Raw genomic sequence first — 24,036 nt, 5'->3', positions numbered from 1 at the left:
TGGCCCGGCTGCCCGCTGGGCGGGCGAGAGCCCCTGCTGACGCGCGGCGGGCGGTTCGGTCCGGATGCGGTCGCCCTCGGAGGCTAGGAGCCGCCGGCTTCCGGCTCGTGGAGGGTGATCGCCCCGGCGGGACAGACGCCGACGGCCATCTGTGCGGCGGCGCGGTGGGCCGCGGGCGGGCCGGCGTGGAGCAGGAGCACGAGGCCGTCGTCGGGGTCCTGGTCGAAAACGTGAGGGGCGGTCATGGCGCACATGCCGGCGCCGATGCAGCGCTCGCGGTCGACGCTCAGGTGCGACGTGCTCATTTCTTGTCCCAGGTGACCGGGAGGCTCTTCACTCCGAAGATGTCCGCGGTCTCCGGACGCAGCCCGACCTCCGAGGCAGGTACGGCCAGGCGCAGCGTGGGGAAGCGGTCGACCAACGCGCGGAACGCGACCCGCATTTCGACGCGGGCCAGCTGCTGCCCCAGACACTGGTGGATGCCGTGACTGAAGGCCAGGTGCCCTGCGGCCTGCCTGCGGAGGTCGAGCGTGTGGGAGTCGGTGAAGCGCTCGGGGTCGCGGTTGGCGGTGTTGTACGAGAGGACGACCGTCGTGCCGGCCTTGATGGTCTGGCCGCCCAGCTCTACGTCTTCCAGCGCCGTCCTGTGGAACGTCTTGGCGACGCTCAGATACCGCAGCAGTTCCTCCACGGCCCCGTCGGTGAGCGCGGGATCGGCGCGCAGCGCCGCGAGTTGCTCCGGATGCTGGAGCAGCGCGAAGGTGCCGAGGGACAGCATGTTCGCGGTGGTGTCGAATCCGGCCGCCAGGAGGATGAGGCTGATTCCCTTCAGCTCCTCGTCGGTCAGGTCGCTGTCGGTGAGTTCGCTGAGGACGTCGTCGGTGGGGTTGGCGCGCTTGGCGGCCACCAGCTGTGCCAGGTATTCCTGGGTCGCGGTGTAGGCCGCGATCAGCTCCTCGTCGCTGACCTCCCCGCCCATGAACGCGTCGATCTGCTCCTGGAAGGACGCCCGGTCCTCATAGGGCACGCCCAGGATCTCGCAGATCACGATGGTGGGGATGGGCTTGGCGAACGCCGTCACCAGGTCCGTCGGCGGCCCGGCCTCCTCCATGGCGTCCAGGCAGTCGGCGGTGATCTGCTCGATCCGCTCGGTGAGCATCCGCATCCGCCGCACGGTGAACTTGCCCACCAGGGGCTTCCGGTAGCGGCTGTGCTCCGGCTCGTCCATGAGGAGGAACTCGCCGGGCGGCGCCGGAGGAAGCTCGAAGTCGACGACGTTCATGAGCTCCTTGCGCGAGCTGAACCGCGCGTCGGCCAGGACCGATCGCACCATGCCGTACCCGGTGATCAGCCAGCCGGGTTTCCCACCGGGATGGGTGTAGCGGCTGATGGGGCCGTGTCGGCGGGCGTCGAGCAGCTCTGCCGGCGGGTCGAACGGGCAGCCGCTCCGACGCTCCGTCGGCAGCGTCGTGACGGTGTGGACGGACTCGCTCATGGCCATTCCTCATCTCGCGATATGACGTGTTTGAAGATGCTCGAAAGCTACGTTGCATTCATGATGTCGTCAATCGTTGGAAGTCGTAAGCGCAGGTAATAAACCTGAATTGATGCAATGGTGTGCGATCGAATGCAACGGCACGTTGCAATGGCTGACGGGCGAAGGCAATACTGGCGGCATACCAGGAGGGCGGTTGACCCAGCGGGATCGCCAGCGCATCGCGACCGGACTCGCCGACGGCCTCTCCTACGCCGAGATCGCCAGACGGCTCGAACGTCCGACCTCGACGATCAGCCGGGCGCATCCCGCGGTGCGGGCCAGGACGCCCCAGAACCCGGCCCGAACAGGTCGCCGCGGACAAGGGCTACTCGTCCACGAAGATCCGCGCATACCTGCGCAGGCGCGGCATCAAGGCCGCGATCCCGTAGCGGATCGACCAGATCAACGGCCGTATCCGACGAGGCGAGAGCCACTGCCGGCTCGACCGGGCGGCCTACCGGCGCCGCAACGTCATCGAGCGCTGCTTCAACAAGCTCAAGCACCACAAGGCCCTGGCCACCCGCTACGACAAACGCGCCCGCCACTACCAATCCATGGTCACCCTCGCCTGCCTACAGCTCTGGCTGCCATGACATTGCGGAAACGACCTGGCCCATCATCGAGGCCTGGCTCTCCCCGGGACAGATCCCGGCCGGCCCCTCAGCACCGCCGGCTACAGCCTGCTGATGCGACGCCACGGCTTCCGCACCATCCCCGCCCGAAGTGCAGCGCTGATCGCCCTCGCGAGGCAACTGCCCTCCCCAGTCCTCGCGGAACTCCTCAACATCCACGTCCACACAGCCCGGAAATGGGCCTCCTACTCACAACCCGACTGGACCGCCTACCTCGCCGAACGCGCCGTCCTGCCATCTGGAGCGGGTGGGTCGTAAGGCGACAAGCACGTCCACCTGGTCCTCGGCCGCCACCCAGTCCTGCTGCTACGCGCGGAAAGACCGGGCCGAGTACTTCGTCGCTCGGGCCGCGGACAAGGAGGAGCGGTCCCGAGGACGGGTGCACCGCATCGTCGAGGAGGAGGGCCGAGCGGGGAGAGCGCTGGTCGGATCTGGTCGGCAGCGCGTCCTTCGCCTGTGGGGGTGGACAGGAGAAGAGACGGATACGGCCTCAGTGGGCACGGGGTCAGCTCCGCGTCACCAGCTTGGCCAGCGCCTCCTTTACCGCCACGGAGATCTCCACGTCGCTGCTGAGGGCGCGGCGGAGCGGCTCGACGGCACTGGCGTCCCCCAGGTCACCCAGTGCCTTCGCGGCGAAGTACCGGACCCGGTGGTGATGGTCGTCGGCAAGGCAGGCGAGCAGGTCGTCCAGCACACTCCGGTCACCGAGGTGCCCCAAAGCGGTGGCCGCGCTCTCGCGGACCAGCCAGAACTTGTCACGCAGCGCCGAGCGCAGCGGACCGACGATCAACTGCCGGTCGGCATCGACGAGTTCGCCATGGGAACCGTTCACCGTCAGGCCGTAGCCGACCGTACTGCGATAGGTAATGTTCGCCAGCTCCCGCGCCGCGTACCACCTCAGCATCTGCTCCTGATGTCCCAGCACGTCGAGCAGGCCACGCAGCATCAGTTCCGATCCGCCAACTGTGAACAGGGCCGGATTCACACAGTCAACGGCGGTAACCATGGGAGGTTCATCCCCGATGCCGACGTATCTCTCGGTCCAATACGCCTCGTTGTGCAGCAGGCCCAGAAGGCGCTCCCCGACCTCGGATCCGCCGATCGCGGCCAGCGCCTCAATCATGGCGTGGGCAGCACCCGCCCCCCGCCTGACGTCTTCCCTTCCGAGGGCGTCGAACAACGGGTCCACTGCGCGCGGGTCGCGCAGCCGCTCCAGCGTGTGTGCCGCGTCGCGGCGGACGGAGACGTCCCCGTCCCTCAGCGCTGTGCACACCTCATCCACCGGGTTCGCGCGACGGAATCGTGCCTCAGCTTCCGCTTCGAGCTCGACACCGCGCTGCCAGCAGGTGTCACAGCACATTCGATTGACGTATCGCTGCTTCACATCCGAGCCATCGGAGACGTAGACCCTGCCCCGTCTGGGCGGTTCGGCAGACGGGGTCAGCTTCGCATAGCACAGCTCACACCGATTCCCGGTACCGGCACGCCTTTTCTTCCACCATCTCATGCGTCCACCCTGCGCCCGTGCCCGTGTCCAGGAGCGACACTACTGCCTCGCCTAGGGACTCGTCCCGGGCGCGGACGGGCACTACGTCCGCGCGAACTCGCACCACCACACGGACTGTCCCGGGATCCCGTTCCCCGGACTCTCGTCCGGGTGCACCGACACCAGCAGCAGTCCGAGCCCGCCCGGCTCCCCTTCGGCTCGGTCACCCACTGACTCAGTCGAACACTCTCACCCGCAAGGTCCGAGACATTGGCCCGCCTGCTGGCCAGTGGGAGTGATCCCAATGAGGTGCAGGGCAACTCGACGCTCCTGACGCACGCCATTGACGTCGAGGGAGACAGCACCCTGCAGAGCCGACGCCCGCTGACCGTGCACACCACTGCCATCCTGCTGGCCTTCGGCGCCGACCCGCAGCCCCCGGACCCCGATGGTCAGACGCCCATGGACGTGGCCGAACAATACGACCACACCCTGGCGATAGAGCTTTTGCGTCGACACATCAGCCGACAAGACGGCGCAGGCATATGAAGGTGCAGGCGATGGCCGTGAAAGCCAGAAAGTGCTCGGCCTTGCGTTCACAGCGTCGGTGCAGACGTCGGCAGCCGGCGAGCCAGGACATGGTGCGTTCGATGGTCCAGCGATGTCGGCCCAGTCGCTGGGAGGTCTCGATACCCTTTCGGGGCAAATGCGGTGGGGGTGATGCCACGCTCGCGTAACCATCGCCGCAGGTGGGAGTAGTCGTAGCCCTTGTCGCCGTGGAGCTTGCCCGGCCTGCGCCGTCGGGGTGCTCGGAAGCCGGAGGGATAGGCACGTCAGCCAAAACTCCCCAGATTCTCCCCAGGGGTGATCATGGCCAAGTCCCTCGTTCCGCGTCCACTATGGGCAGGTATCGATTGCAAGATCAGGAAGTCGGATAGCCTGGGAAGATGCTGACAGAAGTCACCGCGACCCGGTACATCACGCCCTTGCGCGAGGGCGGCTCGCTTCCCGGGATCGTCGAGGCCGACGATCTGGGCACGTACGTCATGAAATTCACCGGCGCGGGCCAGGGCCGCAAGACCCTCGTCGCCGAGGTCATCTGCGGGCAGTTGGGCCGTCGGCTGGGGCTGCGCGTCCCCGAGCTGGTCACCATCCAACTGGACCCGGTCATCGGACTCGGCGAGCCGGACCAGGAGGTGCAGGAGCTGCTCAAGGCGAGCGGCGGGCTGAACCTCGGCATGGACTACCTGCCCGGCTCGCTCGGCTTCGACCCGCTCGCCTACGCCATGGACCCGGCCGAGGCGGGCAGGGTCGTCTGGTTCGACGCGCTGATCAACAACGTCGACCGCTCCTGGCGCAACCCCAACATGCTGGTCTGGCACGGCGAGCCGTGGCTGATCGACCACGGCGCCACCATGATCTGGCACCACAACTGGCCGGGCGCCGAGGCCTCCGCAGCCAAGCCGTACGACGCCTCCGACCACGTCCTCACCTCCTTCGGCCCCGACGTCGCGGGCGCGGCGGCCGAACTGGCGCCGCTGGTCACCGAGGACCTGCTGACCGAGGTCGCCGCCGACGTCCCCGACGAGTGGCTGGTCGACGAGCCGGGCTTCGACACGGCCGACGCACTGCGCCGCGCCTATGTGGAAGCACTGCTGTCGCGCGCGGCCACCATCCACGAGCGGATCACGCTCGGCGAGCGGACCGAGCCCCAGCAGTCCCAGGCCCCCGGGTGGCTGACCGACCACCTGACCCCCTGGCCGCACCCCGCCAAGAACAGCAAGAACAGCAAGGACAGCAGCCAGTGACCGGCCGGGACGTCTTCGAGTACGCGCTGCTGCGCGTCGTACCGCGCGTCGAGCGTGGCGAGTGCTTCAACGCGGGCGTGGTGGTCTACTGCCGCGCCAAGTCCTTCGTGTGTGCCCGTACGCACCTCGACGAGGCGAAGCTGCGGGCGCTGGACCCGGAGGCCGACGTGACCGGCGTACGGGCGGCCCTGCATGCCGTGGAGGGCGTGTGCCAGGGCGGCGAGCACGCGGGGCAGGCGGCGCGCGACGACGCCGGGCGGCGCTTCCGGTGGCTGATCGCGCCGCGGTCCACGGTCGTCCAGCCCGGCCCCGTGCACACCGGGCTGACCGCCGATCCTGAGGGCGAGGCGGAGCGGCTGCTCGACCTGCTGGTGCGCTGAGTGACCGGGTGCACCCGGTGGGCCGTTGACACCGGGTGCCAGGGTCTCTAGCGTCTCGTCTGCTGAAGGTACTAAGCGGTCGCTCACCGGCATGGACGTGCCGGTCTAGCCGCTTACCAGGGATCCAAGGGCGAGGAGAACCAGCATGTCCACCACCGAGCAGCGCGTCGCCGTCGTGACCGGGGCCGCGCGCGGCATTGGCGCCGCCACCGCGGTCCGGCTGGCGGCCGAAGGCCGCGCCGTCGCCGTACTCGACCTCGACGAGGCGGCCTGCAAGGACACCGTCGAGAAGATCACCGCGGCGGGCGGCAAGGCCGTCGCCGTCGGCTGCGACGTCTCCGACAGCGCCCAGGTGGAGGCCGCCGTCGCGCGCGTCGCCGGCGAGCTCGGCGCGCCGACGATCCTCGTCAACAACGCGGGCGTGCTGCGCGACAACCTCCTCTTCAAGATGAGCGAGTCCGACTGGGACATCGTGATGAACGTGCACCTCAAGGGCGCGTTCCTGATGGCCAAGGCCTGCCAGAAGCACATGGTCGACGCGGGCTTCGGCCGGATCGTCAGCCTCTCCTCGTCCTCCGCCCTCGGCAACCGCGGCCAGGCCAACTACTCCGCCGTCAAGGCCGGCCTGCAGGGCTTCACCAAGACCCTCGCCAAGGAGCTCGGCAAGTTCGGCATCACGGCCAACGCCGTGGCGCCCGGCTTCATCGTCACCGAGATGACCGCGCAGACCGCCGCGCGCGTGGGCATGGGCTTCGAGGAGTTCCAGGCCGCCGCCGCCACCCAGATCCCGGTGCAGCGGGTCGGCCGGCCCGAGGACGTCGCGCACGCGATCGCCTTCTTCACGGGCGATGACGCCGGTTTCATCTCCGGCCAGGTCATGTACGTGGCCGGCGGCCCGCTCAACTGAACCGAAGGGTGACGGACATGACCGCACAGGAACTTCCCCCGCCGTCCGGCAAGGTCGCCCTCATCACGGGCGCCAGCCGAGGCATCGGATACGGCGTCGCCGAGGCGCTCGTCGCCCGCGGCGACCGCGTGTGCATCACCGGCCGCGGCGAGGACGCCCTCAAGGAGGCCGTGGACAAGCTGGGCGCCGACCGCGTGATCGGCGTCGCCGGCAAGGCCCACGACGAGGCGCACCAGGCGCTCGCCGTGGAGCGCACCATGGAGGCGTTCGGCCGCGTCGACTTCCTGATCAACAACGCCGGTACGAACCCGGTCTTCGGGCCGATGGCCGACATGGACCTGAACGTCGCGCGCAAGGTCTTCGAGACCAACGTCATCTCGGCGCTCGGGTTCGCCCAGCAGACGTGGAAGGCGTGGCAGAAGGAGAACGGCGGTGCGATCGTGAACATCGCGTCGGTCGCCGGAATCGCCCCGTCGCCCTTCATCGGCGCCTACGGCATGAGCAAGGCCGCCATGGTCAATCTGACCCTCCAGCTGGCGCACGAATTCGCCCCGAAGGTGCGGGTCAACGCGATCGCCCCGGCCGTCGTGAAGACGAAATTCGCCCAGGCCCTCTACGAGGGCCGGGAAGCGGAGGCCGCGGCCGCGTATCCGCTGGGCAGGCTCGGAGTTCCCGAGGACATCGGCGGAGCCGCCGCATTCCTCACCTCCGGACAGTCGGACTGGATCACCGGCCAGACCCTGGTGGTCGACGGCGGAATCTTCCTCAATGCCGGAGTCGGCTGATCCCGATTTTCCCGATTGACCGCTGATTGACCCCAAGTGCCCCGCCCGGCCATCACATTGACCCGGCGGGGCACTGCGGTATGGTCGGCCGACCCATGGCTGAACGAGGAGCGTGCGCACGTGTTCAACCGGACCAGTCTGCAGGCGGCTGCAGCCCTTGCGTCCATATCCCTGCTGGCGGGATGCAGCCTCTTTTCGGGGGATGACGCCGATGGGGAGAACAAGATCGTAGTCGGCACGATGAGCGAACCCAGCACGCTCGACCCCGCCGCCTCCTGGGACGGCTCCTGGGAGCTGTACCGGAATGTCTACCAGACCCTCCTGAGCTTCCCGAGCGGAAGCGCGACTCCCCAGCCGGACGCTGCCGAGTGCAAGTTCACCGACACCGTGAGCAAGGTCTTCGAATGCCGGCTCAAGGACGGGCTGGCATTCTCCGACGGGGGCAAGCTCGACGCGGCGGCCGTGAAGCACTCGGTCGACCGGATCCGCACGATCAACGCGAAGGGCGGTCCCGGCCCGCTCCTCGGGTCTCTCGACAAGGTCGTCACCGGCGGCGACCGGACTGTCACGTTCCACCTCAAGGAACCGGACGCCACGTTCCCGTTCATCCTGGCCACGCCCGCCATGTCCATCGTCCCGCCCGAGAGGTACCCGGCGGACGCGCTGCGCACGGACGGCAAGGTCACCGGCTCCGGGCCCTACGTGCTCAACTCGTACAGAGAGGGCGCCGAGGCCGAGCTCACCAAGAACCCGACGTACAAGGGGTTCGCGAACCGCAAGAACGACGCCGTCACCATCCGGTACTTCAAGGACTCCGAGGCGATGGTCGGAGCGCTGCGCGACAAGGAGATCGACGCCACCTACCGCGGTCTGACCGCGGAGGAGGTCGTCCAGCTGCGGGAGAAGAAGCCGGAGAACGAGGGGCTCCAGCTGGTCGAGTCGACCGGCGCGGACATCCGCTACCTGGTGTTCAACCCCAAGGACCCGTCCGTGAGCAAGCTCGCCGTCCGGCAGGCGATCGCCCAGGTCGTCGACCGTGAGGCGCTGGTCGCCAAGGTGTACCAGGGCACCGCCGAGCCGTTGTACTCCATGGTCCCCAAGGGCATCGCCGGGCACACCACCGCCTTCTTCGACCGGTACGGCGAGCCGGACGTCGACAAGGCGAGGAAGCTGCTGAGCGAGGAGGGCATCGACGGTCCGGTGGCGCTGACCCTCTGGTACACCACCGACCGTTACGGCTCCGCCACGAAGCCCGAGTTCGAGGAGCTCAAGCGGCAGCTCGAGAAGTCGGGCCTGTTCAAGGTCACGCTGAAGAGCAAGCCCTGGAAGGAGTTCCAGGCCGGCTACCAGAAGGGCGAGTACCCGGTCTTCGGGCGCGGCTGGTTCCCGGACTTCCCGGACCCCGACAACTTCATCGCCCCGTTCGTCGGCAAGGAGAACGTGCTGTCCACGCCGTACGTGCGGCCGGAGATCACCGACAAGCTGCTGCCCAAGTCCCGCAAGGTGAGCGACCGGGCGGCGGTCACGGAGGAGTTCCAGCAGGCGCAGGAGATCATCGTGGACGACGTCCGGCTGCTGCCGCTGTGGCAGGGCAAGCTCTACATCGCGGCGAGCGAGGAGATCGCCGGCGGCGAGCGTGCGCTGGACCCGCAGACGGTCATGCAGATGTGGGAGCTGCAGCGCAAGACCAGCTGGTAGGGCCGGTTGTCAGTGGTCACCGGTAAGTTCTGTGATCAGACAAGGCGATCACCCACCGGAGGTTGTTGACGTGACCGACACCGACATGCTGCCCGAGTCCTGGCGCGGCGTCCTCGGCGACGAGCTGCAGAAGCCGTACTTCAAGCTGCTCACCGAGTTCGTCGAGGAGGAGCGGGCCAAGGGGCCGGTCTACCCGCCGCGCGAGGAGGTGTTCGCCGCCCTCGACGCCACCCCGTACGACAAGGTCAAGGTCCTCATCCTGGGCCAGGACCCGTACCACGGGGAGGGTCAGGGGCACGGCCTGTGCTTCTCCGTACGGCCGGGCGTCAAGACCCCGCCCTCGCTGCGCAACATCTACAAGGAGATGCAGGAGGAGCTCGGGCACCCCGTGCCGGACAACGGCTGTCTGATGCCGTGGGCCCAGCAGGGTGTCCTGCTCCTCAACGCGGTGCTGACGGTCCGGGCCGGCGAGCCGAACTCGCACAAGGGCAAGGGCTGGGAGAAGTTCACGGACGCGGTGATCAGCGCGGTGGCCTCGCGGCCCGATCCGGCCGTGTTCGTACTGTGGGGCAACTACGCGCAGAAGAAGCTGCCGCTGATCGACGAGACGCGCCATGTGGTGGTCAAGGGCGCGCACCCCTCGCCGCTCTCGGCGAAGAAGTTCTTCGGCTCCCGCCCCTTCACGCAGATCGACAAGGCCGTCGCCGACCAGGGGCACGCCCCCATCGACTGGCGCATCCCGAACCTCGGCGGCTGACGGCGGGTGACCGGCGCCCGAGCCTGAGCGGGAAAGCCGGTGACTGCGGCTAGCGTCGGAACACCGGCCCCGGGCCCTCGCCGGCCTCGGGGCGGGACGCCGAGGGACGAGTGGAGGCCGCACAGTGCGCGAGCAGCAGCAGGGCGCGTCGGACGCGTCGGAGGACGCCGTCCTGACCAGGATCGGGCAGACGATGATGCTGCTTCACGGAGGCGACCGGGAGGAGGCGCGCAACCGCTTCGGAGAGCTGTGGGAGCAGCTCGGAGCGGACGGCGACCCGCTCCACCGCTGCACGCTCGCGCACTGCATGGCCGACGCCCAGGACGACCCCTACGACGAGCTGGCCTGGGACCTGCGGGCGCTGACCGCCGCGGAAGGGGTGGACGGCCGCCACCTGGCGCTGCGCGCCCTGTACCCGTCGCTGCACATCAACCTCGCCGCCGACTACGTCAAACTGCGGCGCCCGGACGCCGCGCGGATCCACCTCGCCCGCGCCCGCGCCGCGTCGGACGCCCTGACCGACGACGGGTACGGAAACGGCGTCCGCGCGGCCATCGCCCGCCTGGCCGAGCGCCTCGCCACGGAGTGACGGCCCCGGCCCGTCGCACGGGCTGAGCGGGGTGGCCCCGGTCGCTGATCGACCTGAGGGCGGCGCCACGTGGTGACGGGGCGGCCCGTGCGGGGTCGGGGCCGCGTGGCCCGGCCCGCGCGGTGGCGGGCCGGGGCTCGTGCGGATCGAGGCCGGGCAGGGTGGCCCGGGCACGCGACGGGCGGTAGGCGGCGCCCGCGTGGCCCCGGCCGGCTATGGGTCGGTAGCCGGCGCCCGCGTGGCCCCGCCAGGCGAGGGGCCAGTAGGCGGCGCCCGGGTGATCCCGGCAGGCGACGGGCCAGTAGGTGTTCGGGTGGTGACGGGCCGGTCCGCTCGGCTCGGGTCAGTGGCCGTAGGCCTCCCGGCAGAGCTGGGCCTGACGGCTGTCGGGGTCCCAGCCGCCGTGGCTACGGCCGAGGGTGCAGACGTCCGGGACGGTGGCGGTGGCGGGGACGGAAGGGACGGCCGGGGGCTGGATGCGGGGCAACTGCTCGCGGATCCGTTCCGGCGCGGCCGGGATCCGGGCAGGCAGGTCGGCGCCCGGTGCGCCGGGTGGTGTGGTGGGCGGTGCGGCGGCCGGTGCGCGGCTGGGCTCGTCCGGGGGCGGCGAGGGGGCGGGAGGCGCCGCGGGCGCCGCCGGGGGCGGCAGGGCGGCTTCCAGGGCCTCCCGCGCGGGGCCCTCCAGGATCTGCGGCGCGACGTCCTGGTTGGCGAGGCGGCTCGCCTCCGGGGCGGCCGGTGCGGGTGAGGGGCCGGAATCCACCGACACGCAGCCGGAGACGGCCGCAACGGCCACGGTCGCCAGGACCTTCGCTGTGATTCTCGTTCGTTGCACGCCGTAACTGTGGTCGGTGACCGGCCTCTTGGGGATTGCCAACCGCGGTTATTGGCCCACATGGGTGATGGGTGTGACCGGCTGATGATCAGTCTTCGGCGGTGAGGTGACCGCCGAGCATCCCGCTGAGCAACTCGCCGAATCCGGCGCGCAGTTCCTCCCGGCTCGGTACGGCCGAGTGGAACGACCCCACCGCGCAGGAGAACATCAGCCCCTCGCACCAGGCCACGAGGGACAGGGCGTGGCGCTCCGGCTGCGCCGAACCGGCGGCTCTCATCAGCGCGGTCAGCGGCTCGCGGAACCGCCGGCCGGTGTCGTCGTAGAAGGCGCGCAGTTCGGGACGACGGGTGGCCTCGAGCCCCAGTTCGTAGCGCGCGACGAGCAGGTCGCGGTGGCCGGTCAGGTAGCGGTGCAGCGCCAGGGACAGGGTGTCGAGCAGCCCGTCGAGGCCGTCGCCCGGCGCGGGCATCTCCGCCACGGACAGCACCTGTGCCTCACGGTCGGCGAGCCGCCGTACCGCCGCCTCCAGGAGGGCCTGCCGGGTGCGGGCGTAGTTGGACGTCGAGCCCTGGGGGAGCCCGGCCGCCTCGTCCACCGCGCGGTGGGTCAGCCCGCGCATGCCCCGCTCGACGAGCAGGGTCAGGGCGGCGTCGGCGATCAGGTCGGCGCGTGCGGTGCCGGCGCGTGCGGTGGCGCGTGCGGTCATACGGACAACCTACCGGCCGGACTACATCCGTAGTACGGTAAAGAGGTCACTACAGGTGTAGTGCCAGCTTCCTGGAGGAGCCATGGACAACCGAACCGCCGCACCCCTGGCCGTCGTCATCGGCAGCGGCATCGGCGGACTGACCGCCGCTGCCGCCCTGCACCAGCGCGGCTGGCGCGTCACCGTCCTGGAGCGCGCCCCCTCGCTCCAGCCCGTCGGCGCCGGCATCGGCCTCGCCCCCAACTCGCTGCGCGCCCTCGACGTCATCGGTCTCGGCGACGGGATCCGGGCCCTCGCGGCCTGGCAGGGCGACGGCGGCATGCGCACCCCGAGCGGCCGCTGGCTCGCCCGTACGAACGCGCGGGCCGCCGCCGACCGGTTCGGCGACCCACTCGTCCTGGTCCACCGCGCCACGCTCATCGACGCCCTCGCCGAACGGCTGCCGGACGGCGCCATCCGCACCGGCACGCCCGCCGCGCTCACCGACCCGGGGTCCCCCACCGGAGGCCGCCCAGGAGTCGTCACCACCCCCGACGGCGTCATCGAGGCGGACCTCGTCATCGGGGCCGACGGCATCAACTCAGCCGTCCGCCCCGCCCTGTTCCCCGCGCACCCCGAGCCCGCGTACGCCGGACTCACCACCTGGCGCGTCGTCATCCCGGCGCCCGAACGGCCCTTCCACCCGCACGAGACCTGGGGCCGCGGCGCCCTGTGGGGCACCCAGCCGCTCAAGGACGGCCGCGTCTACGCCTACGCGGCGGCCGCCGCACCGGCCGGAGCCACGGCCCCCGACGACGAACGCGCCGAACTGCTGCGCCGCTTCGGGACCTGGCACGACCCCATCCCCGCGATCATCGCCGCCGTCGCCCCCGATCAGGTCCTCCGCCACGACGTCCGCCACCTCACCACCCCGCTGCCCGCCCTCCACCGCGGCCGCACCGCCCTCCTGGGCGACGCCGCCCACCCCATGGCACCCACCCTCGGCCAGGGCGGGAACCAGGCCATCGAGGACGGCGTCGTCCTCGCCCACCACCTGCCGCCCCACAGCGACATCGGCGCCGGCCTCGCCGCGTACTCCGCCACCCGCCTCCCGCGCACCACCGGCATCGTCCGCACGTCCGCGCGCGTCGCCCGGCTGCTCACCCTCACCAGCGCCCCGGCCGTCGCCCTCCGCGAGACCCTGATGACCCTCGCCCGCTTCGGCCCCGGCCTCGCGCTGCGCACCTTCGACGGGATCGCCGACTGGCGGCCGCCCCAGCACACGTATTCTGACCAGGAACATCAGGGGTACGGTCGGCGATAGGGAGAGCGTTGTGAAGATCGGCTGCATCGGACTCGGCGACATCGCGCAGAAGGCGTACCTGCCGGTGCTCACCACCGTCCCCGGCGCCGAACTGCACCTGCAGACCCGCACCCCGGCGACCCTCGCCCGGGTCGCCGAGACCTACCACGTGCCCGCCGGCCGCTGTCACACCGACCTGGACTCGCTGCTCGCCGCCGGGCTCGACGCCGCGTTCGTGCACGCCCCGACATCCGTGCACGCCGAGATCGTGACCCGGCTGCTGGAGGCGGGCGTGCCGACATACGTCGACAAGCCCCTGGCGTACGAACTCGACGACTCCCGCCGCCTGGTGGAGCTCGCCGAGCAGCACGGCGTGAGCCTCGCCGTCGGCTTCAACCGCCGCATGGCGCCCGGCTACGCCCAGTGCCAGGACCACCCGCGCGAGCTGATCCTGATGCAGAAGAACCGGGTCGGCCTGCCCGAGGACCCGCGCACCCTCGTCCTGGACGACTTCATCCACGTCGTCGACACCCTGCGCTTCCTGCTGCCCGGCCAGGTCGAGCACACCGACGTACGCGCCCGGATCCGCGACGGCCTCCTGCACCACGTCGTGCTCCAGCTGTCCGGCGACGGCTTCACTGCCATCGGCATGATGAACCGGATGAACGGCTCCACCGAGGAGATCCTCGAAGTGTCCGGGCAGGACACCAAGCGCCAGGTCCTCAACATCGCCGACGTCATCGACCACAAGGGCCAGCCCACCGTCCGGCGGCGCGGCGACTGGGTGCCGGTCGCCCGGCAGCGCGGCATCGAACAGACCGTGCACGCCTTCCTCGACGCCGTACGCGCCGGCAAGACGCTCAGCGCCCGGGACGCACTCGCGACCCATGAGCTGTGCGAGCGGGTGGTACGGGAGTGTCTGGAGCAGGCCTCCGCCTGACCGCCCGTACCCCCTCGGCGGCGCACAGCGCGGCCAGGACGGCCAGGGCCCCGTACACCGGCCAGTCACCGAGCCGTACGTACGGAGTCGTCGCGCCGGACAGCGGAACCCCGTACACGGCGGCCGCACTCGCCTCCGTACCCAGCGGGGAACCGATGAGGCGGCCGTCCGGCCCGTACACCGCGCTCACGCCGGTCAGCGTCGCGTGCACCACCGGCCGCCCCGTCTCCGCCGCCCGCAGCGCCGCCAGCGAGGCGTGCTGGCCTGGCGCCCAGCTGTCCTGGAACGTCGACGTCGCCGACTGCGCCACCAGCACCTGCGCCCCGTCCCGGGCCAGGTGCCGGCTCATGTCGGGGAACGCCGACTCGAAGCAGACCAGCGGGCCCAGCCGCGGCCCCCGCTCCCCGACGGTCATCACCACCGGCCGCTCGCCCCGCCTGCGGTCCTCGGCCGCCGCCTTGCCGACCGAGGTGGCCCAGCCCAGCACCGACCGGAACGGGACGTACTCGCCGAACGGCACCAGCCGCATCTTGTCGTAACGGTCACCGGTCGTACCCTCGGGGCCGACCAGGACGCTGCTCTTGTAGATGCCCGGCCGGTCGGAGCGGCGCGCGTCCACATTGACCAGCACCTCGGCGCCGACCTCACGGGAGAGCTTCGCCAGCCGGTCCGTGTACTCCGGCCGCGCCGTCAGGTCCGCCCCGACGCTGCTCTCGCCCCACACCACCAGGTCCACGTCCCCCCGGCCCGCCAGCTCCCGCGTGAGCTCCTCGCCCCGCGCGAACCGCCGCTCCGCGCCGCCCACCCCGTTGATGACCCCCGGCTGTACGACGGCGACCCGGACCACCTGCCCGGTCGGCTGTGGGGCCGGCACCCACCATGCCCCCGCCCCCATGGCGACCGCGCACACCACGAGGCCGGCCACAGCCGTCATACGCACGGTGCGGACCGACACCAGCAGGGTCACCGCCGTGTTGACCGCCACCACCATCAGCGTCACCAGCCACACGCCGCCCAGCGACGCCACCCGCAGCGCGGGCGGCACCTGCCACTGGCTGGCCCCCAGCAGGCCCCACGGGCCGCCCAACCCCTCCCAGGAGCGGACCAGTTCGATCAGCAGCCAGCCCGAGGGCACGACGGCGAGCGCGGCGGCGGCACGCGCCCGTGACGGTGCCCCGGCGAGCATCAGCCGCACCAGCGGGCCCCACGGCGCCCACAACAGCCCGAGCAGCGCCGCCAGGAGCAGGATGAACACATGGAGGCTCGGCATCAGCCAGTGGTGGACGGCCAGCATGAAGCCGATGCCGCCCAGCCAGCCGTCCAGGGCCGCGCGGCGCCCGGTGGGGGCCGTACGGATCAGCAGCATCCACGGCACCAGCGCGACGTACGCCCACCACCACAGGGACGGCGCCGGAAACGCGAACGCGGGCAGCGCCCCGGCCCCCAGGGCGGCCGCGCCCCGCCACCACGGGGAGGCCAGCAGCCGCCCCGTGCCGCCCCGCCGGCCGACCGGAATCCGCATCACCGCGCCTCCTCGCCACACTGGGGCCCTCCGGACGCCTCCAGTGTGCGGGAGCCGGTCATTCCGCCGACAGTACGCCCGTAGCGCGTCGCCACTTCTCGTGCACCGCCACCGTGCGCAGCCGCCAGCCGCCGTCCGTGCGCGACATCGCGAACGTGTACCGGCCGCCCGAGACGAAGTCGTCGCCCGCCTCCGTACGCATCGGGTTGAGGTAGTCGGCCAGCGCCTCGGCACTGTCGCCCGGGTAGCCGCCGAGGTCCTCGATGGTCACCCGCCGGTTGACGATGAGGTGCTGGCGTACGGGGAACAGGCGCATCGTCTCCGCCAGCCAGTCCGCGACCTCGCCCGCCCGGCCGGCGACGCCGCCGGCGGCCCGGTAGTCGGCGTGCCCGTCCGCCGTGAACAGCCCCTGGTAGGCGGTCCAGTCCGCGTCGTCCACCGCCACCGCGTACCGGGTGAGCAGTTCGTCGATGGCCAGCCGGTCCATCACGGTCGCGAGGTCCACGCGCTGTGTCATCGCTTCAGTGTCGGGCAGCCGGGCCCATGGGCCAAGAGCCCTGCACACCCGTCCCTGACGCGTCCTTCACGCCACGCCCTCACGCCGCTTCCCAGTGGTGGGCCCGCCCTCCCCGCCACTCCACGAGGTGCGGGTCGTCCAGCGAGATGTCGGCCTCGTCCAGTCCCGCGCGCCGCAGGAACTCGATGAGGTCCGCGTCGTTGTGGGCGAGCCCGACGATCTGCCCGCGGATGGTCACGCGCCGCCCGCCGCCGGGGGAGGGGCGGTGTACGACGACGGGTGCCTGCCAGGCCATGGGACCAGGGTGCGCCGCGCGGCGCGTGATCGCAGCCGGGGCGGCGCATCCGCGACAGCGGTTCACACGGGGTGTGAACGGAATGCGTGCATATATGCGCCGCGCGCCCTCGCGCCCGGCCGCATTGCGCGGGAGGCTCTCCGTGCGTGTCCGGGGCGGATGCCCCGGGCACCGGGCCGCCGGTCACCCCCCTGCCGGCGGCCCCCGCCCGCTGTCCGGGGAGCCGCCCGCTGTCCGGGGAGCCCACTGGGTCTACGAGAACGTCCGCGGCGGCGCGGGACCGATCAGGCGGCGAGCTGCTCCTGGCCCTGTTGCGCGGCAGCCCACCGAACGACCAACGCCTGATAGATCCGCTGCTCGTCGGGTGACAGCTGCCCTCCGGACCGCACCCACAGCTCACGGATCGCCGCGTTCAGCGCATCGGCGTCCGGTGTGGGCAGCTGGGCAGGGGACTGGGTCATGGCATCCAGCGTAGGCCGTGGGTCCGGCCATCCCGCCGGCTTTCGGACGTGCGATCCGCCACCATGCCGGACGGGGTGGCCCGGGACTCGCCGGTCAGCCGCCCGATTCCCCCGCGTGGGGGCTGAGGACACCCATCCCCACCAGGGCGAACAGGACGATGCCGAGCAGGATCCGGTAGATCACGAACGGCATGAAGCTCTTGGTCGTGATGAATTTCATGAACCATGCGATGACCGCGTAGCCCACGCCGAACGCGATGACCGTGGCGAAGATCGTCGGGCCCCATGACACATGGCCGCCGTCCGTCGCGTCCTTGAGCTCGAAGAGACCGGACGCCAGTACGGCGGGAATGGCGAGCAGGAAGGAGTAGCGGGCCGCGGCCTCGCGGGTGTAGCTCATCAGCAGGCCGCCGCTGATCGTCGCTCCCGACCGTGACACGCCCGGGATCAGCGCCATCGCCTGGCACATGCCGAAGATCAGGCCGTCCCTGACGCCCAGGTCCTTGAGCGTCTTCCGCTCCGGCGCGGCGCGGTGGCGCCCGCCCTCCTCGACGCGGGCCGCCAGCCGGTCGGCGATGCCCAGGACGATGCCCATCACGATCAGGGTCGTCGCGATCAGCCGCAGATCGCGGAACGGGCCCTCGATGTGGTCCTTGAGGGTGACGCCCAGCACACCGATCGGAATCGAACCGACGATGACGAGCCACCCCATCTGCGCGTCGTGGTCGCCGCGCATCGCCTTGTTCGTCAGCGAGCGGAACCAGGCGGAGACGATCCGCGCGATGTCCTTGCGGAAGTAGATGAGTACGGCCGTCTCCGTACCGATCTGGGTGATTGCCGTGAAGGCTGCGCCCGGGTCGTGCCAGCCCGCGAAGGCCGCGGTGAGGCGCAGGTGTGCGCTGGACGAAATGGGGAGGAACTCCGTCAGCCCCTGGACGAGTCCGAGGATGAGCGATTCGAACCAATTCATGGGGCTAGGGCCGTCCCGAATGTGCTCGTGCGGTCAATGAAGGGGCCGTTGATCGACGGCCGGTCGGTGCGCAGCGTACAGCCCTTAGATGAATGAACCCGATTCAGGTCTCGACAGGGCCGGCCGTCGTCCAGCCGGGAGCCCGCACATGCGGGGTCAGGCTGTCGCCCCGCGCCTCCTCGCCGCAGGCGCCGCAGACCACGACGGGGCTGAGCCGGGCGCCGCAGGAGTGCTCGACCACGGTCGGCGGCTCGTCGTTCAGATGCCGGTCGCCCCAGGCCATGAGCGTGAGCAGGACGGGGTGGAGGTCGCGCCCGGCGTCGGTCGGGTGGTACTCGAAGCGCCGCGGGCGCTCGCTGTACGGGACCTTCTCCAGGATGCCCGCCTCGACGAGACGGCGGAGACGGGTGGTGAGGATGTCGCGGGGGGCGCCGGTGTTGCGGGCGATCCGGTCGAAGCGGCGTACGCCCAGGAACACCTCGCGCAGCACCAGCAGCGCGTACTTCTCACCGACGAGGGCGAGGGTGTCCGCGATCGAACAGGGGCGGGGGCCCTTCATGCGGCGTCCTCCATGGCGGTCACCTTAAAGGTGAGGGTTGGATTTCCCAACTCACCGGGTTATGTTACCGGTGAGTGTTGGTCCAGTTTTCCAACCCACCTCCCCTGAGCGAGGAGCCGTACCCATGCGCGACGCCGTCATCGTCGAGGCCGTCCGGACCCCCATCGGCAAGGGCAAGAAGAACGGGGCCCTGGCCGGAACCCATCCCGTCGAGCTGCTCTCCCACACCCTCCGCGCCCTCGTCGAGCGCAGCGGCATCGACCCCGCCCTCGTCGACGACGTCATCGGCGGCTGCGTCGACCAGGTCGGCGAGCAGGCCATGAACACCACGCGGTACGCCTGGCTCGGTGCCGGACTGCCCGAGTCCGTGCCCGCCACCACCGTGGACCGCCAGTGCGGCTCCTCCCAGCAGGCCGCCCACTTCGCCGCGCAGGGGGTGCTGTCGGGCGCGTACGACATCGTCGTGGCGTGCGGAGTCGAGTCGATGAGCCGCGTCCCGATGTGGTCGAACGTGCCGCCCGGCACCGACCCGTTCGGCCCCGGCGTCGCCTCCCGCTACCCCGAGGGCCTGGTCCCGCAGGGCATCAGCGCCGAGCTGATCGCCGCCAAATGGTCCATCGGCCGGACGGCGATGGACGAGTACGCGGTGATGTCGCACCGGCGCGCCGCCCGCAGCTGGGCGGACGGGCTGTTCGACGCGGAGGTCGCGCCGCTGGCGGATCTCCGGCGCGACGAGTGCGTGCGGCCCGGCACGACCACGGACATACTGGCCGGGCTGCGGCCCGCCTACCACGACCCCGTTTTCGCCGAACGGTTCCCGCAGATCGACTGGTCCGTCACCGCGGGCAACGCCAGCCCCATCAACGACGGCGCCTCCGCCGTGCTCATCATGGCCGGCGACACCGCCCGGAAGCTCGGCCTCCGCCCGCTCGCCCGGCTGCACAGCTTCGCCGTCACCGGCTCCGACCCGCTGCTGATGCTCACCGGCGTGATCCCCGCCACCGAGAAGGTGCTGCGCAAGGCCGGACTGCGGCTCGACGACATCGACCTCTTCGAGGTCAACGAGGCGTTCGCCGCCGTCGTCCTGGCCTGGCAGCAGGAGACCGGCGCCGACCTCGCCCGGGTCAACGTCCACGGCGGCGCCATCGCCCTCGGCCACCCGCTGGGCGCCAGCGGCACCCGGCTGACGACCACCCTCGTCCACGCCATGGGGGAGCGCGGCGCGCGCTACGGCCTGCAGACGATGTGCGAGGCGGGCGGACTGGCCAACGCCATGATCCTCGAAGCGCTCTGAGCCTCAGCGGCCGCGCAGGCGGTGCCGCTTGCACCAGGCGACCACCGCCGCGCCCAGCCCGCTCAGCACGATGAACCCCATCGCGAACAGGAAGGCGGGCGAGGTCGGCGACGCCGCCTCGCTCCCCGCCACCACGTACGCCGCCGTGTTCGGGATCGACCCGAGCCCCGTCGCCACCAGGAACGGCAGATACCCCATCCGCGACACCGCGGCGCAGTAGTTGGCGGCGGCGAACGGTACCCCCGGGAACAGCCGGATCGCCAGCATCGAACGGAACCCGTGCCGGCTCAGCTGCCCGTCCGCCGCCTTCAGCCAGCGCCCCCGCACCAGCGGCCGCAGCGCCTCCTGCCCCAGCACCCGCCCGAGCGAGAACGCGATCCCCGCGCCCAGCACCGTCCCGACGACCGCCGCGACCAGCCCCGCCTGCGAGCCGAACAGCGCACCCGCCGCCAGATTGAGGATCGGCCTCGGTACGAAGGCGGCGGTGCACAGCCCGTACGCCAGCGCGAACAGCACCACCGCGCCCGCGCCGCCCACCTGCGGCGGCCAGCCCGTCGACAGCAGCCGCTGTGGCTCGTACAGCACCACCGTCACCGCCGCCGAGGCGAGGACCACGAGGAGCAGCGACAGCCGCGACCAGGGCGACAGAAGGGCCCGGGAGCAGCGGACGGCGAGACCGGCCTGGGGCGTGGTGACGGGGTCGAGCATCCGGGGAGACTAACCGACGGCGGCCCGTGATCGCCGTAACGCCCGCCTCACGCACGATCCGCCCGCCTCGCCGGCCCCACCGGCACCACCGGCCCCGCCCGCACCGAAAATCGGTCGACGCGCACACCGCGGCCGAGCCATGATCAACGCATGTTCCGGTACGCCTTCCCCGCAGCGCCGTCCGCAGTCGCGGACGCGCCGAAGGCTGCCGCATTCGCCTTCCCCGCCGTTCTCGACGGCGCCCGAAGCTGACCCTTCCCGGATCGTCCGGCGGACCCCGCAGGGGGAGGGTCGGCAAGGCCCAGGGGTCCCTTCAACACTTCGAGTTCCGGGAAGGAACGGCAGACAGCCATGTCCAAGACGGCATACGTGCGCACCAAGCCGCACCTCAACATCGGCACCATGGGCCACGTCGACCACGGCAAGACCACCCTCACCGCCGCCATCACCAAGGTCCTCAGCGAGCGCGGGACCGGCACCTTCGTGCCGTTCGACCGGATCGACCGGGCGCCCGAGGAGGCGCAGCGGGGCATCACCATCAACATCGCGCACGTCGAGTACGAGACCGACACCCGCCACTACGCGCACGTCGACATGCCCGGCCACGCCGACTACGTCAAGAACATGGTCACCGGCGCCGCCCAGCTCGACGGGGCGATCCTCGTCGTCTCCGCGCTCGACGGGATCATGCCGCAGACCGCCGAGCACGTCCTGCTCGCCCGCCAGGTCGGCGTCGACCACATCGTCGTCGCCCTCAACAAGGCCGACGCCGTCGACGACGGCGAGGACACCGTGCTCACCGACCTCGTGGAGCTGGAGGTGCGCGAGCTGCTCACCGCGCACGGGTACGGCGGCGACGCCGTCCCCGTCGTACGGGTGTCGGGGCTCAAGGCGCTGGAGGGCGACCCGCGCTGGACCGGCGCCATAGAGGCGCTGCTGGACGCCGTGGACACCTATGTGCCCATGCCGGTGCGGTACGTGGACGCGCCGTTCCTCCTGCCCGTCGAGAACGTGCTCACCATCACCGGCCGCGGCACGGTCGTCACCGGCGCCGTCGAGCGCGGCACGGTACGGGTCGGCGACCGGGTGGAGGTGCTGGGCGCCGGAGTGGAGACGGTCGTCACCGGCCTGGAGACCTTCGGCAAGCCGATGGAGTCCGCCCAGGCCGGCGACAACGTGGCGCTGCTGCTGCGCGGCGTTCCACGCGACGCGGTCCGCCGCGGCCATGTGGTGGCGGCGCCCGGCAGCGTCGTACCGAGCAGGCGCTTCACCGCACGGGTGTACGTCCTGTCCGGGCGCGAGGGTGGGCGTACCACCCCCGTCACGACCGGCTACCGGCCGCAGTTCTACATCCGCACCGCGGACGTCGTCGGCGACGTCGACCTCGGTGAGGTGGCCGTCGCCCGCCCAGGCGACACGGTCACCATGACCGTCGAACTGGGCCGTGACGTACCGCTGGAGCCGGGTCTCGGCTTCGCGATCCGCGAGGGCGGCCGCACCGTCGGCGCGGGGACGGTGACGGAGGTGCTCTGACAAGGCGATGCCGTCCGCGGCAGGACAGCTGGTCGTCCTGCCGCGGACCGGGGGCGCGAGGAATCGGCCGCCGGGGAGCGGACCGGCCGGCCCGCGCCGTCACCCCGCCAGCGCCGCCTCCACCTCGGCCAGCTCCTTGTCCGGGTCGGCCATCCGTGCCATTACGACGAAGTCGTCCGGGCTGTAGCGGGCGCGCACGTCGTCGTCCCAGCGCGCGGCGGCGGCCCGCAGCGGCTCGACGGCCTCCGCGAGGCGGCCCAGCCGGTGCAGGACGAGTCCGTAGTACCCCGCCGCCTCCGTCCGGTACGCGGAGTCGCCGCCTTGTTCCCAGGCCACGCGGAGAAACGGTTCCGCCTCGGCGTACGCGCCGCGCTGGGCCTTCAGCCTGCCCGCGAGCATGGCGTTCAGCGGCGACCCGTCGTCCGCCGCGCGCACGTACCAGCGCTCGGCCTCCTGGAAGTCCTTGTGGTACTCGGAGAGCCACCCCATCTCGTTGCACGCGCCGTGGTGGCCCGCCTCGGCGGCCTTCCGGTACCAGTGGTCGCGCAGGATGGGCCTGCGCAGTGAGCCGTACAGCTCCGCGAGGTCGTACGCGGCCTCCGGGTCGCCCGCCATCGCGGCGGGCTCGATCCAGCGGACCAGGTGGCGGTCGGCCGCGCCGGCCCAGTCGCGGAGGATCTTCCCGTACGCGTACGAGGCGTGGACGTCGCCCGCTTCCGCTCGCTCGCGGAGCCCGGGCAGCCGGCGCAGGTCCTTGCCGGGAGCGGTCGTGCCGCTCTCGCGGACGGCGGCGATCCGGTCGAGCTGCGCCACGACGTCCTCGTCGTCCTCCCCGACCTCCCGGAACCAGCGTTCGGCCTCCTCGTACCGCCGCTGCCGCCTGCAGAGGAGGCCGAGGTTCCACTGGGCGGCCGGGTGCCCGTTGCCGGCCGCGAGGGCGTACCAGTGCTCGGCGTCGGCGAGGTCGCCCCGCTGCTCGTGCAGGACTCCCAGGACGTACGCGGCGCCGTCGTAGCCCTCCTCGTGGGCCTGGACCAGCAGGAGGCGTGCCTCGGGCCAGGACGCGTCGCCGGCCGTCTCCGCCAGGAACACGGCGTGGTCCACGCGGGCGGAGGCGCTGAGCGTGGAGGCCCTGCGGTAGTAGCCCGCGGCCTCGGTGGTCAGGCCCGGGTAGTCGCGGAAGTGCTTCTCCAGGTCGAAGAGCGGGCGCAGCGCCTCTGCCGCGGCGTCCCCGTCCCCGGCGGCCTCGGCGGCGTCGAGGTCCGCCGCGACGCGGTCGAAGTCCTCGCGGATCGACTCGAAGAGCTTCACCCAGCGGAAGACCGCGATGTCGCCCAGGTCGATGTCGCTCATCAGGAACTTCGGTGCTTCGTCCAGTCGCCCCTCGGCCACGAGCAGCTTGCCGAGCTCGATCTTGCAGTCGAGATGACGGCCCTGTTCCCAGCCGTGCCGGAACCATTCGGCCGCCTCCGGATCACCGTTCTCCTTGAGCAGCACGCCGAGTCCGTAGGCGCATCCGGCGTGCCGGTCGGCGACGGCGCGGTAGAGCGTCTCGGCCGCCGGCCGGTCACCCCGGATCTTCCGGTACCGGGCAAGGGTGTAGTGCGAGAAGGCGTCGCCCGCCGCCACCGCCCGCTCCCAGTACGGGATGCCTTCGTCCACGTGATGGCCGAGCACGAAGAAGTCGGTGTACCGGCGGGCGGTCTTCGCGTCACCGGCCTGCGCGGCGGCGACAAGCGCCTCTCCGCGGGCCTGTATGTCCTGCGTCATGATCCGCATCGTGCCAGGTGGGGCCAACGGCTCACCAATTGACGGCCGTTGACCGTGCACCGGGG

26 protein-coding genes and 3 pseudogenes are annotated in these 24,036 nt (G+C 71.2%); 15 read left to right on the top strand and 14 right to left on the bottom strand.

Features of this window, described 5'->3' with window-relative positions:
* Positions 1–83: 83 nt before the first annotated feature.
* Positions 84–305, bottom strand: a complete 222-nt coding sequence (locus BKD26_RS07145; RefSeq protein WP_084896941.1) for a ferredoxin — start codon at positions 303–305, stop codon at positions 84–86.
* Positions 302–1,495: a cytochrome P450 gene (locus BKD26_RS07140; RefSeq protein ID WP_084896938.1), complete on the bottom strand. Its 1,194-nt coding sequence runs from the start codon at positions 1,493–1,495 to the stop codon at positions 302–304. The genes BKD26_RS07145 and BKD26_RS07140 overlap by 4 nt, the downstream gene beginning before the upstream one ends.
* A 181-nt stretch (positions 1,496–1,676) precedes the next feature.
* On the opposite strand from BKD26_RS07140, the pseudogene BKD26_RS07135 reads away from it, so the two are divergent.
* The 3 genes and pseudogenes from BKD26_RS07135 to BKD26_RS39715 form a co-directional block, all read left to right on the top strand.
* A pseudogene (locus tag BKD26_RS07135) lies at positions 1,677–1,796 on the top strand (helix-turn-helix domain-containing protein); the annotation flags it as partial.
* Position 1,797: 1 nt separating this feature from the next.
* Positions 1,798–2,130 (top strand): annotated as a pseudogene (locus tag BKD26_RS39005) (transposase); the annotation flags it as partial.
* Between the two features lie 93 nt (positions 2,131–2,223).
* On the top strand, positions 2,224–2,427 hold the full coding sequence (locus BKD26_RS39715; protein ID WP_143662619.1) for a hypothetical protein: 204 nt from the start codon (positions 2,224–2,226) through the stop codon (positions 2,425–2,427).
* A gap of 247 nt (positions 2,428–2,674) precedes the next feature.
* On the opposite strand, the gene BKD26_RS07120 is transcribed toward BKD26_RS39715, so the two are convergent.
* Entirely contained in the window at positions 2,675–3,553 is an 879-nt protein-coding gene (locus BKD26_RS07120) for a HEAT repeat domain-containing protein (protein WP_179166447.1), read from the bottom strand.
* Between the two features lie 372 nt (positions 3,554–3,925).
* Here BKD26_RS07120 and BKD26_RS07115 point away from each other — a divergent pair, with 372 nt between their 5' ends.
* Positions 3,926–4,204, top strand: a complete 279-nt coding sequence (locus tag BKD26_RS07115; protein ID WP_084896932.1) for a hypothetical protein — start codon at positions 3,926–3,928, stop codon at positions 4,202–4,204.
* On the opposite strand, the pseudogene BKD26_RS07110 reads toward BKD26_RS07115, so the two are convergent.
* Positions 4,176–4,467, bottom strand: a pseudogene (locus BKD26_RS07110) (transposase); the annotation flags it as partial. The gene BKD26_RS07115 and the pseudogene BKD26_RS07110 sit on opposite strands and share 29 nt — an antisense overlap.
* Before the next feature lie 135 nt (positions 4,468–4,602).
* On the opposite strand from BKD26_RS07110, the gene BKD26_RS07105 reads away from it, so the two are divergent.
* From BKD26_RS07105 to BKD26_RS07075, 7 genes are all read left to right on the top strand, one after another.
* The gene (locus BKD26_RS07105) at positions 4,603–5,463 is read left to right on the top strand and encodes a HipA family kinase (RefSeq protein ID WP_084896930.1); all 861 of its coding nucleotides are present in this window, start codon (positions 4,603–4,605) and stop codon (positions 5,461–5,463) included.
* Positions 5,460–5,843, top strand: a complete 384-nt coding sequence (locus BKD26_RS07100; protein ID WP_084896928.1) for a DUF3037 domain-containing protein — start codon at positions 5,460–5,462, stop codon at positions 5,841–5,843. Before BKD26_RS07105 ends, BKD26_RS07100 begins: the two co-directional genes overlap by 4 nt.
* A 145-nt stretch (positions 5,844–5,988) precedes the next feature.
* A complete protein-coding gene (gene fabG / locus BKD26_RS07095; RefSeq protein ID WP_084896926.1) occupies positions 5,989–6,750 on the top strand; it encodes a 3-oxoacyl-ACP reductase FabG in 762 nt (253 codons plus the stop codon).
* A gap of 17 nt (positions 6,751–6,767) precedes the next feature.
* Positions 6,768–7,535, top strand: a complete 768-nt coding sequence (locus tag BKD26_RS07090; protein WP_084897010.1) for an SDR family oxidoreductase — start codon at positions 6,768–6,770, stop codon at positions 7,533–7,535.
* A 120-nt stretch (positions 7,536–7,655) separates the two neighbouring features.
* Positions 7,656–9,233, top strand: a complete 1,578-nt coding sequence (locus tag BKD26_RS07085; RefSeq protein ID WP_084896924.1) for an ABC transporter substrate-binding protein — start codon at positions 7,656–7,658, stop codon at positions 9,231–9,233.
* A gap of 70 nt (positions 9,234–9,303) precedes the next feature.
* Entirely contained in the window at positions 9,304–9,990 is a 687-nt protein-coding gene (gene ung / locus BKD26_RS07080) for a uracil-DNA glycosylase (protein WP_084896922.1), read from the top strand.
* Positions 9,991–10,183: 193 nt separating this feature from the next.
* Entirely contained in the window at positions 10,184–10,579 is a 396-nt protein-coding gene (locus tag BKD26_RS07075; protein WP_179166454.1) for a hypothetical protein, read from the top strand.
* 343 nt (positions 10,580–10,922) lie between these two features.
* Here the strand turns inward: BKD26_RS07075 and BKD26_RS07070 are convergent, their stop codons facing one another.
* On the bottom strand, positions 10,923–11,414 hold the full coding sequence (locus BKD26_RS07070; protein ID WP_084896918.1) for a hypothetical protein: 492 nt from the start codon (positions 11,412–11,414) through the stop codon (positions 10,923–10,925).
* 88 nt (positions 11,415–11,502) lie between these two features.
* Entirely contained in the window at positions 11,503–12,120 is a 618-nt protein-coding gene (locus tag BKD26_RS07065) for a TetR family transcriptional regulator C-terminal domain-containing protein (protein ID WP_084896916.1), read from the bottom strand.
* Between the two features lie 82 nt (positions 12,121–12,202).
* Between BKD26_RS07065 and BKD26_RS07060 the strand changes: the two genes are divergently transcribed.
* Together BKD26_RS07060 and BKD26_RS07055 are read left to right on the top strand one after the other, a co-directional pair.
* A complete protein-coding gene (locus BKD26_RS07060; protein ID WP_084896914.1) occupies positions 12,203–13,423 on the top strand; it encodes an FAD-dependent monooxygenase in 1,221 nt (406 codons plus the stop codon).
* Positions 13,424–13,433: 10 nt separating this feature from the next.
* A complete protein-coding gene (locus BKD26_RS07055; RefSeq protein ID WP_084896912.1) occupies positions 13,434–14,342 on the top strand; it encodes a Gfo/Idh/MocA family oxidoreductase in 909 nt (302 codons plus the stop codon).
* Here BKD26_RS07055 and lnt read toward each other — a convergent pair.
* From lnt to BKD26_RS07030, 6 genes are all read right to left on the bottom strand, one after another.
* Positions 14,263–15,864: an apolipoprotein N-acyltransferase gene (gene lnt, locus BKD26_RS07050; RefSeq protein ID WP_084896910.1), complete on the bottom strand. Its 1,602-nt coding sequence runs from the start codon at positions 15,862–15,864 to the stop codon at positions 14,263–14,265. The two genes, BKD26_RS07055 and lnt, sit on opposite strands and share 80 nt — an antisense overlap.
* A gap of 58 nt (positions 15,865–15,922) precedes the next feature.
* Positions 15,923–16,381: a nuclear transport factor 2 family protein gene (locus tag BKD26_RS07045; protein ID WP_179166446.1), complete on the bottom strand. Its 459-nt coding sequence runs from the start codon at positions 16,379–16,381 to the stop codon at positions 15,923–15,925.
* Positions 16,382–16,460: 79 nt separating this feature from the next.
* A complete protein-coding gene (locus BKD26_RS07040) occupies positions 16,461–16,676 on the bottom strand; it encodes a hypothetical protein (RefSeq protein WP_084896905.1) in 216 nt (71 codons plus the stop codon).
* Positions 16,677–16,960: 284 nt separating this feature from the next.
* Entirely contained in the window at positions 16,961–17,137 is a 177-nt protein-coding gene (locus BKD26_RS40145; protein WP_179166445.1) for a hypothetical protein, read from the bottom strand.
* A gap of 94 nt (positions 17,138–17,231) precedes the next feature.
* Positions 17,232–18,107, bottom strand: coding sequence for an undecaprenyl-diphosphate phosphatase (locus tag BKD26_RS07035; protein WP_084896903.1), 876 nt, complete (start codon positions 18,105–18,107; stop codon positions 17,232–17,234).
* Between the two features lie 103 nt (positions 18,108–18,210).
* On the bottom strand, positions 18,211–18,666 hold the full coding sequence (locus BKD26_RS07030; protein WP_084896901.1) for a helix-turn-helix domain-containing protein: 456 nt from the start codon (positions 18,664–18,666) through the stop codon (positions 18,211–18,213).
* A 124-nt stretch (positions 18,667–18,790) separates the two neighbouring features.
* Between BKD26_RS07030 and BKD26_RS07025 the strand changes: the two genes are divergently transcribed.
* On the top strand, positions 18,791–19,960 hold the full coding sequence (locus BKD26_RS07025) for a thiolase family protein (protein WP_084896899.1): 1,170 nt from the start codon (positions 18,791–18,793) through the stop codon (positions 19,958–19,960).
* Between the two features lie 3 nt (positions 19,961–19,963).
* Here the strand turns inward: BKD26_RS07025 and BKD26_RS07020 are convergent, their stop codons facing one another.
* On the bottom strand, positions 19,964–20,668 hold the full coding sequence (locus tag BKD26_RS07020) for a TVP38/TMEM64 family protein (RefSeq protein ID WP_084896897.1): 705 nt from the start codon (positions 20,666–20,668) through the stop codon (positions 19,964–19,966).
* Positions 20,669–21,019: 351 nt separating this feature from the next.
* Here BKD26_RS07020 and tuf point away from each other — a divergent pair, with 351 nt between their 5' ends.
* The gene (gene tuf, locus BKD26_RS07015; protein ID WP_084896895.1) at positions 21,020–22,201 is read left to right on the top strand and encodes an elongation factor Tu; all 1,182 of its coding nucleotides are present in this window, start codon (positions 21,020–21,022) and stop codon (positions 22,199–22,201) included.
* Positions 22,202–22,300: 99 nt separating this feature from the next.
* On the opposite strand, the gene BKD26_RS07010 is transcribed toward tuf, so the two are convergent.
* Positions 22,301–23,971: a tetratricopeptide repeat protein gene (locus BKD26_RS07010; RefSeq protein ID WP_241518563.1), complete on the bottom strand. Its 1,671-nt coding sequence runs from the start codon at positions 23,969–23,971 to the stop codon at positions 22,301–22,303.
* Positions 23,972–24,036: the final 65 nt, after the last annotated feature.

The sequence above is a fragment of the Streptomyces sp. CB03238 genome (assembly GCF_002099185.1).
Lineage (GTDB): Bacteria > Actinomycetota > Actinomycetes > Streptomycetales > Streptomycetaceae > Streptomyces.
This window is presented reverse-complemented; position numbering and strand designations above follow the sequence as displayed.

Coding starts and splice junctions, on each gene's coding strand:
- BKD26_RS07145 (WP_084896941.1), bottom strand. CDS start 305: ATGAGCACGTCGCACCTGAGCGTCGACCGCGAGCGCTGCATCGGCGCC.
- BKD26_RS07140 (WP_084896938.1), bottom strand. CDS start 1,495: ATGAGCGAGTCCGTCCACACCGTCACGACGCTGCCGACGGAGCGTCGG.
- BKD26_RS39715 (WP_143662619.1), top strand. CDS start 2,224: ATGCGACGCCACGGCTTCCGCACCATCCCCGCCCGAAGTGCAGCGCTG.
- BKD26_RS07105 (WP_084896930.1), top strand. CDS start 4,603: ATGCTGACAGAAGTCACCGCGACCCGGTACATCACGCCCTTGCGCGAG.
- fabG (WP_084896926.1), top strand. CDS start 5,989: ATGTCCACCACCGAGCAGCGCGTCGCCGTCGTGACCGGGGCCGCGCGC.
- BKD26_RS07090 (WP_084897010.1), top strand. CDS start 6,768: ATGACCGCACAGGAACTTCCCCCGCCGTCCGGCAAGGTCGCCCTCATC.
- BKD26_RS07075 (WP_179166454.1), top strand. CDS start 10,184: ATGATGCTGCTTCACGGAGGCGACCGGGAGGAGGCGCGCAACCGCTTC.
- BKD26_RS07065 (WP_084896916.1), bottom strand. CDS start 12,120: ATGACCGCACGCGCCACCGCACGCGCCGGCACCGCACGCGCCGACCTG.
- BKD26_RS07060 (WP_084896914.1), top strand. CDS start 12,203: ATGGACAACCGAACCGCCGCACCCCTGGCCGTCGTCATCGGCAGCGGC.
- lnt (WP_084896910.1), bottom strand. CDS start 15,864: ATGCGGATTCCGGTCGGCCGGCGGGGCGGCACGGGGCGGCTGCTGGCC.
- BKD26_RS07045 (WP_179166446.1), bottom strand. CDS start 16,381: ATGACACAGCGCGTGGACCTCGCGACCGTGATGGACCGGCTGGCCATC.
- BKD26_RS07040 (WP_084896905.1), bottom strand. CDS start 16,676: ATGGCCTGGCAGGCACCCGTCGTCGTACACCGCCCCTCCCCCGGCGGC.
- BKD26_RS40145 (WP_179166445.1), bottom strand. CDS start 17,137: ATGACCCAGTCCCCTGCCCAGCTGCCCACACCGGACGCCGATGCGCTG.
- BKD26_RS07035 (WP_084896903.1), bottom strand. CDS start 18,107: ATGAATTGGTTCGAATCGCTCATCCTCGGACTCGTCCAGGGGCTGACG.
- BKD26_RS07030 (WP_084896901.1), bottom strand. CDS start 18,666: ATGAAGGGCCCCCGCCCCTGTTCGATCGCGGACACCCTCGCCCTCGTC.
- BKD26_RS07025 (WP_084896899.1), top strand. CDS start 18,791: ATGCGCGACGCCGTCATCGTCGAGGCCGTCCGGACCCCCATCGGCAAG.
- BKD26_RS07020 (WP_084896897.1), bottom strand. CDS start 20,668: ATGCTCGACCCCGTCACCACGCCCCAGGCCGGTCTCGCCGTCCGCTGC.
- tuf (WP_084896895.1), top strand. CDS start 21,020: ATGTCCAAGACGGCATACGTGCGCACCAAGCCGCACCTCAACATCGGC.
- BKD26_RS07010 (WP_241518563.1), bottom strand. CDS start 23,971: ATGACGCAGGACATACAGGCCCGCGGAGAGGCGCTTGTCGCCGCCGCG.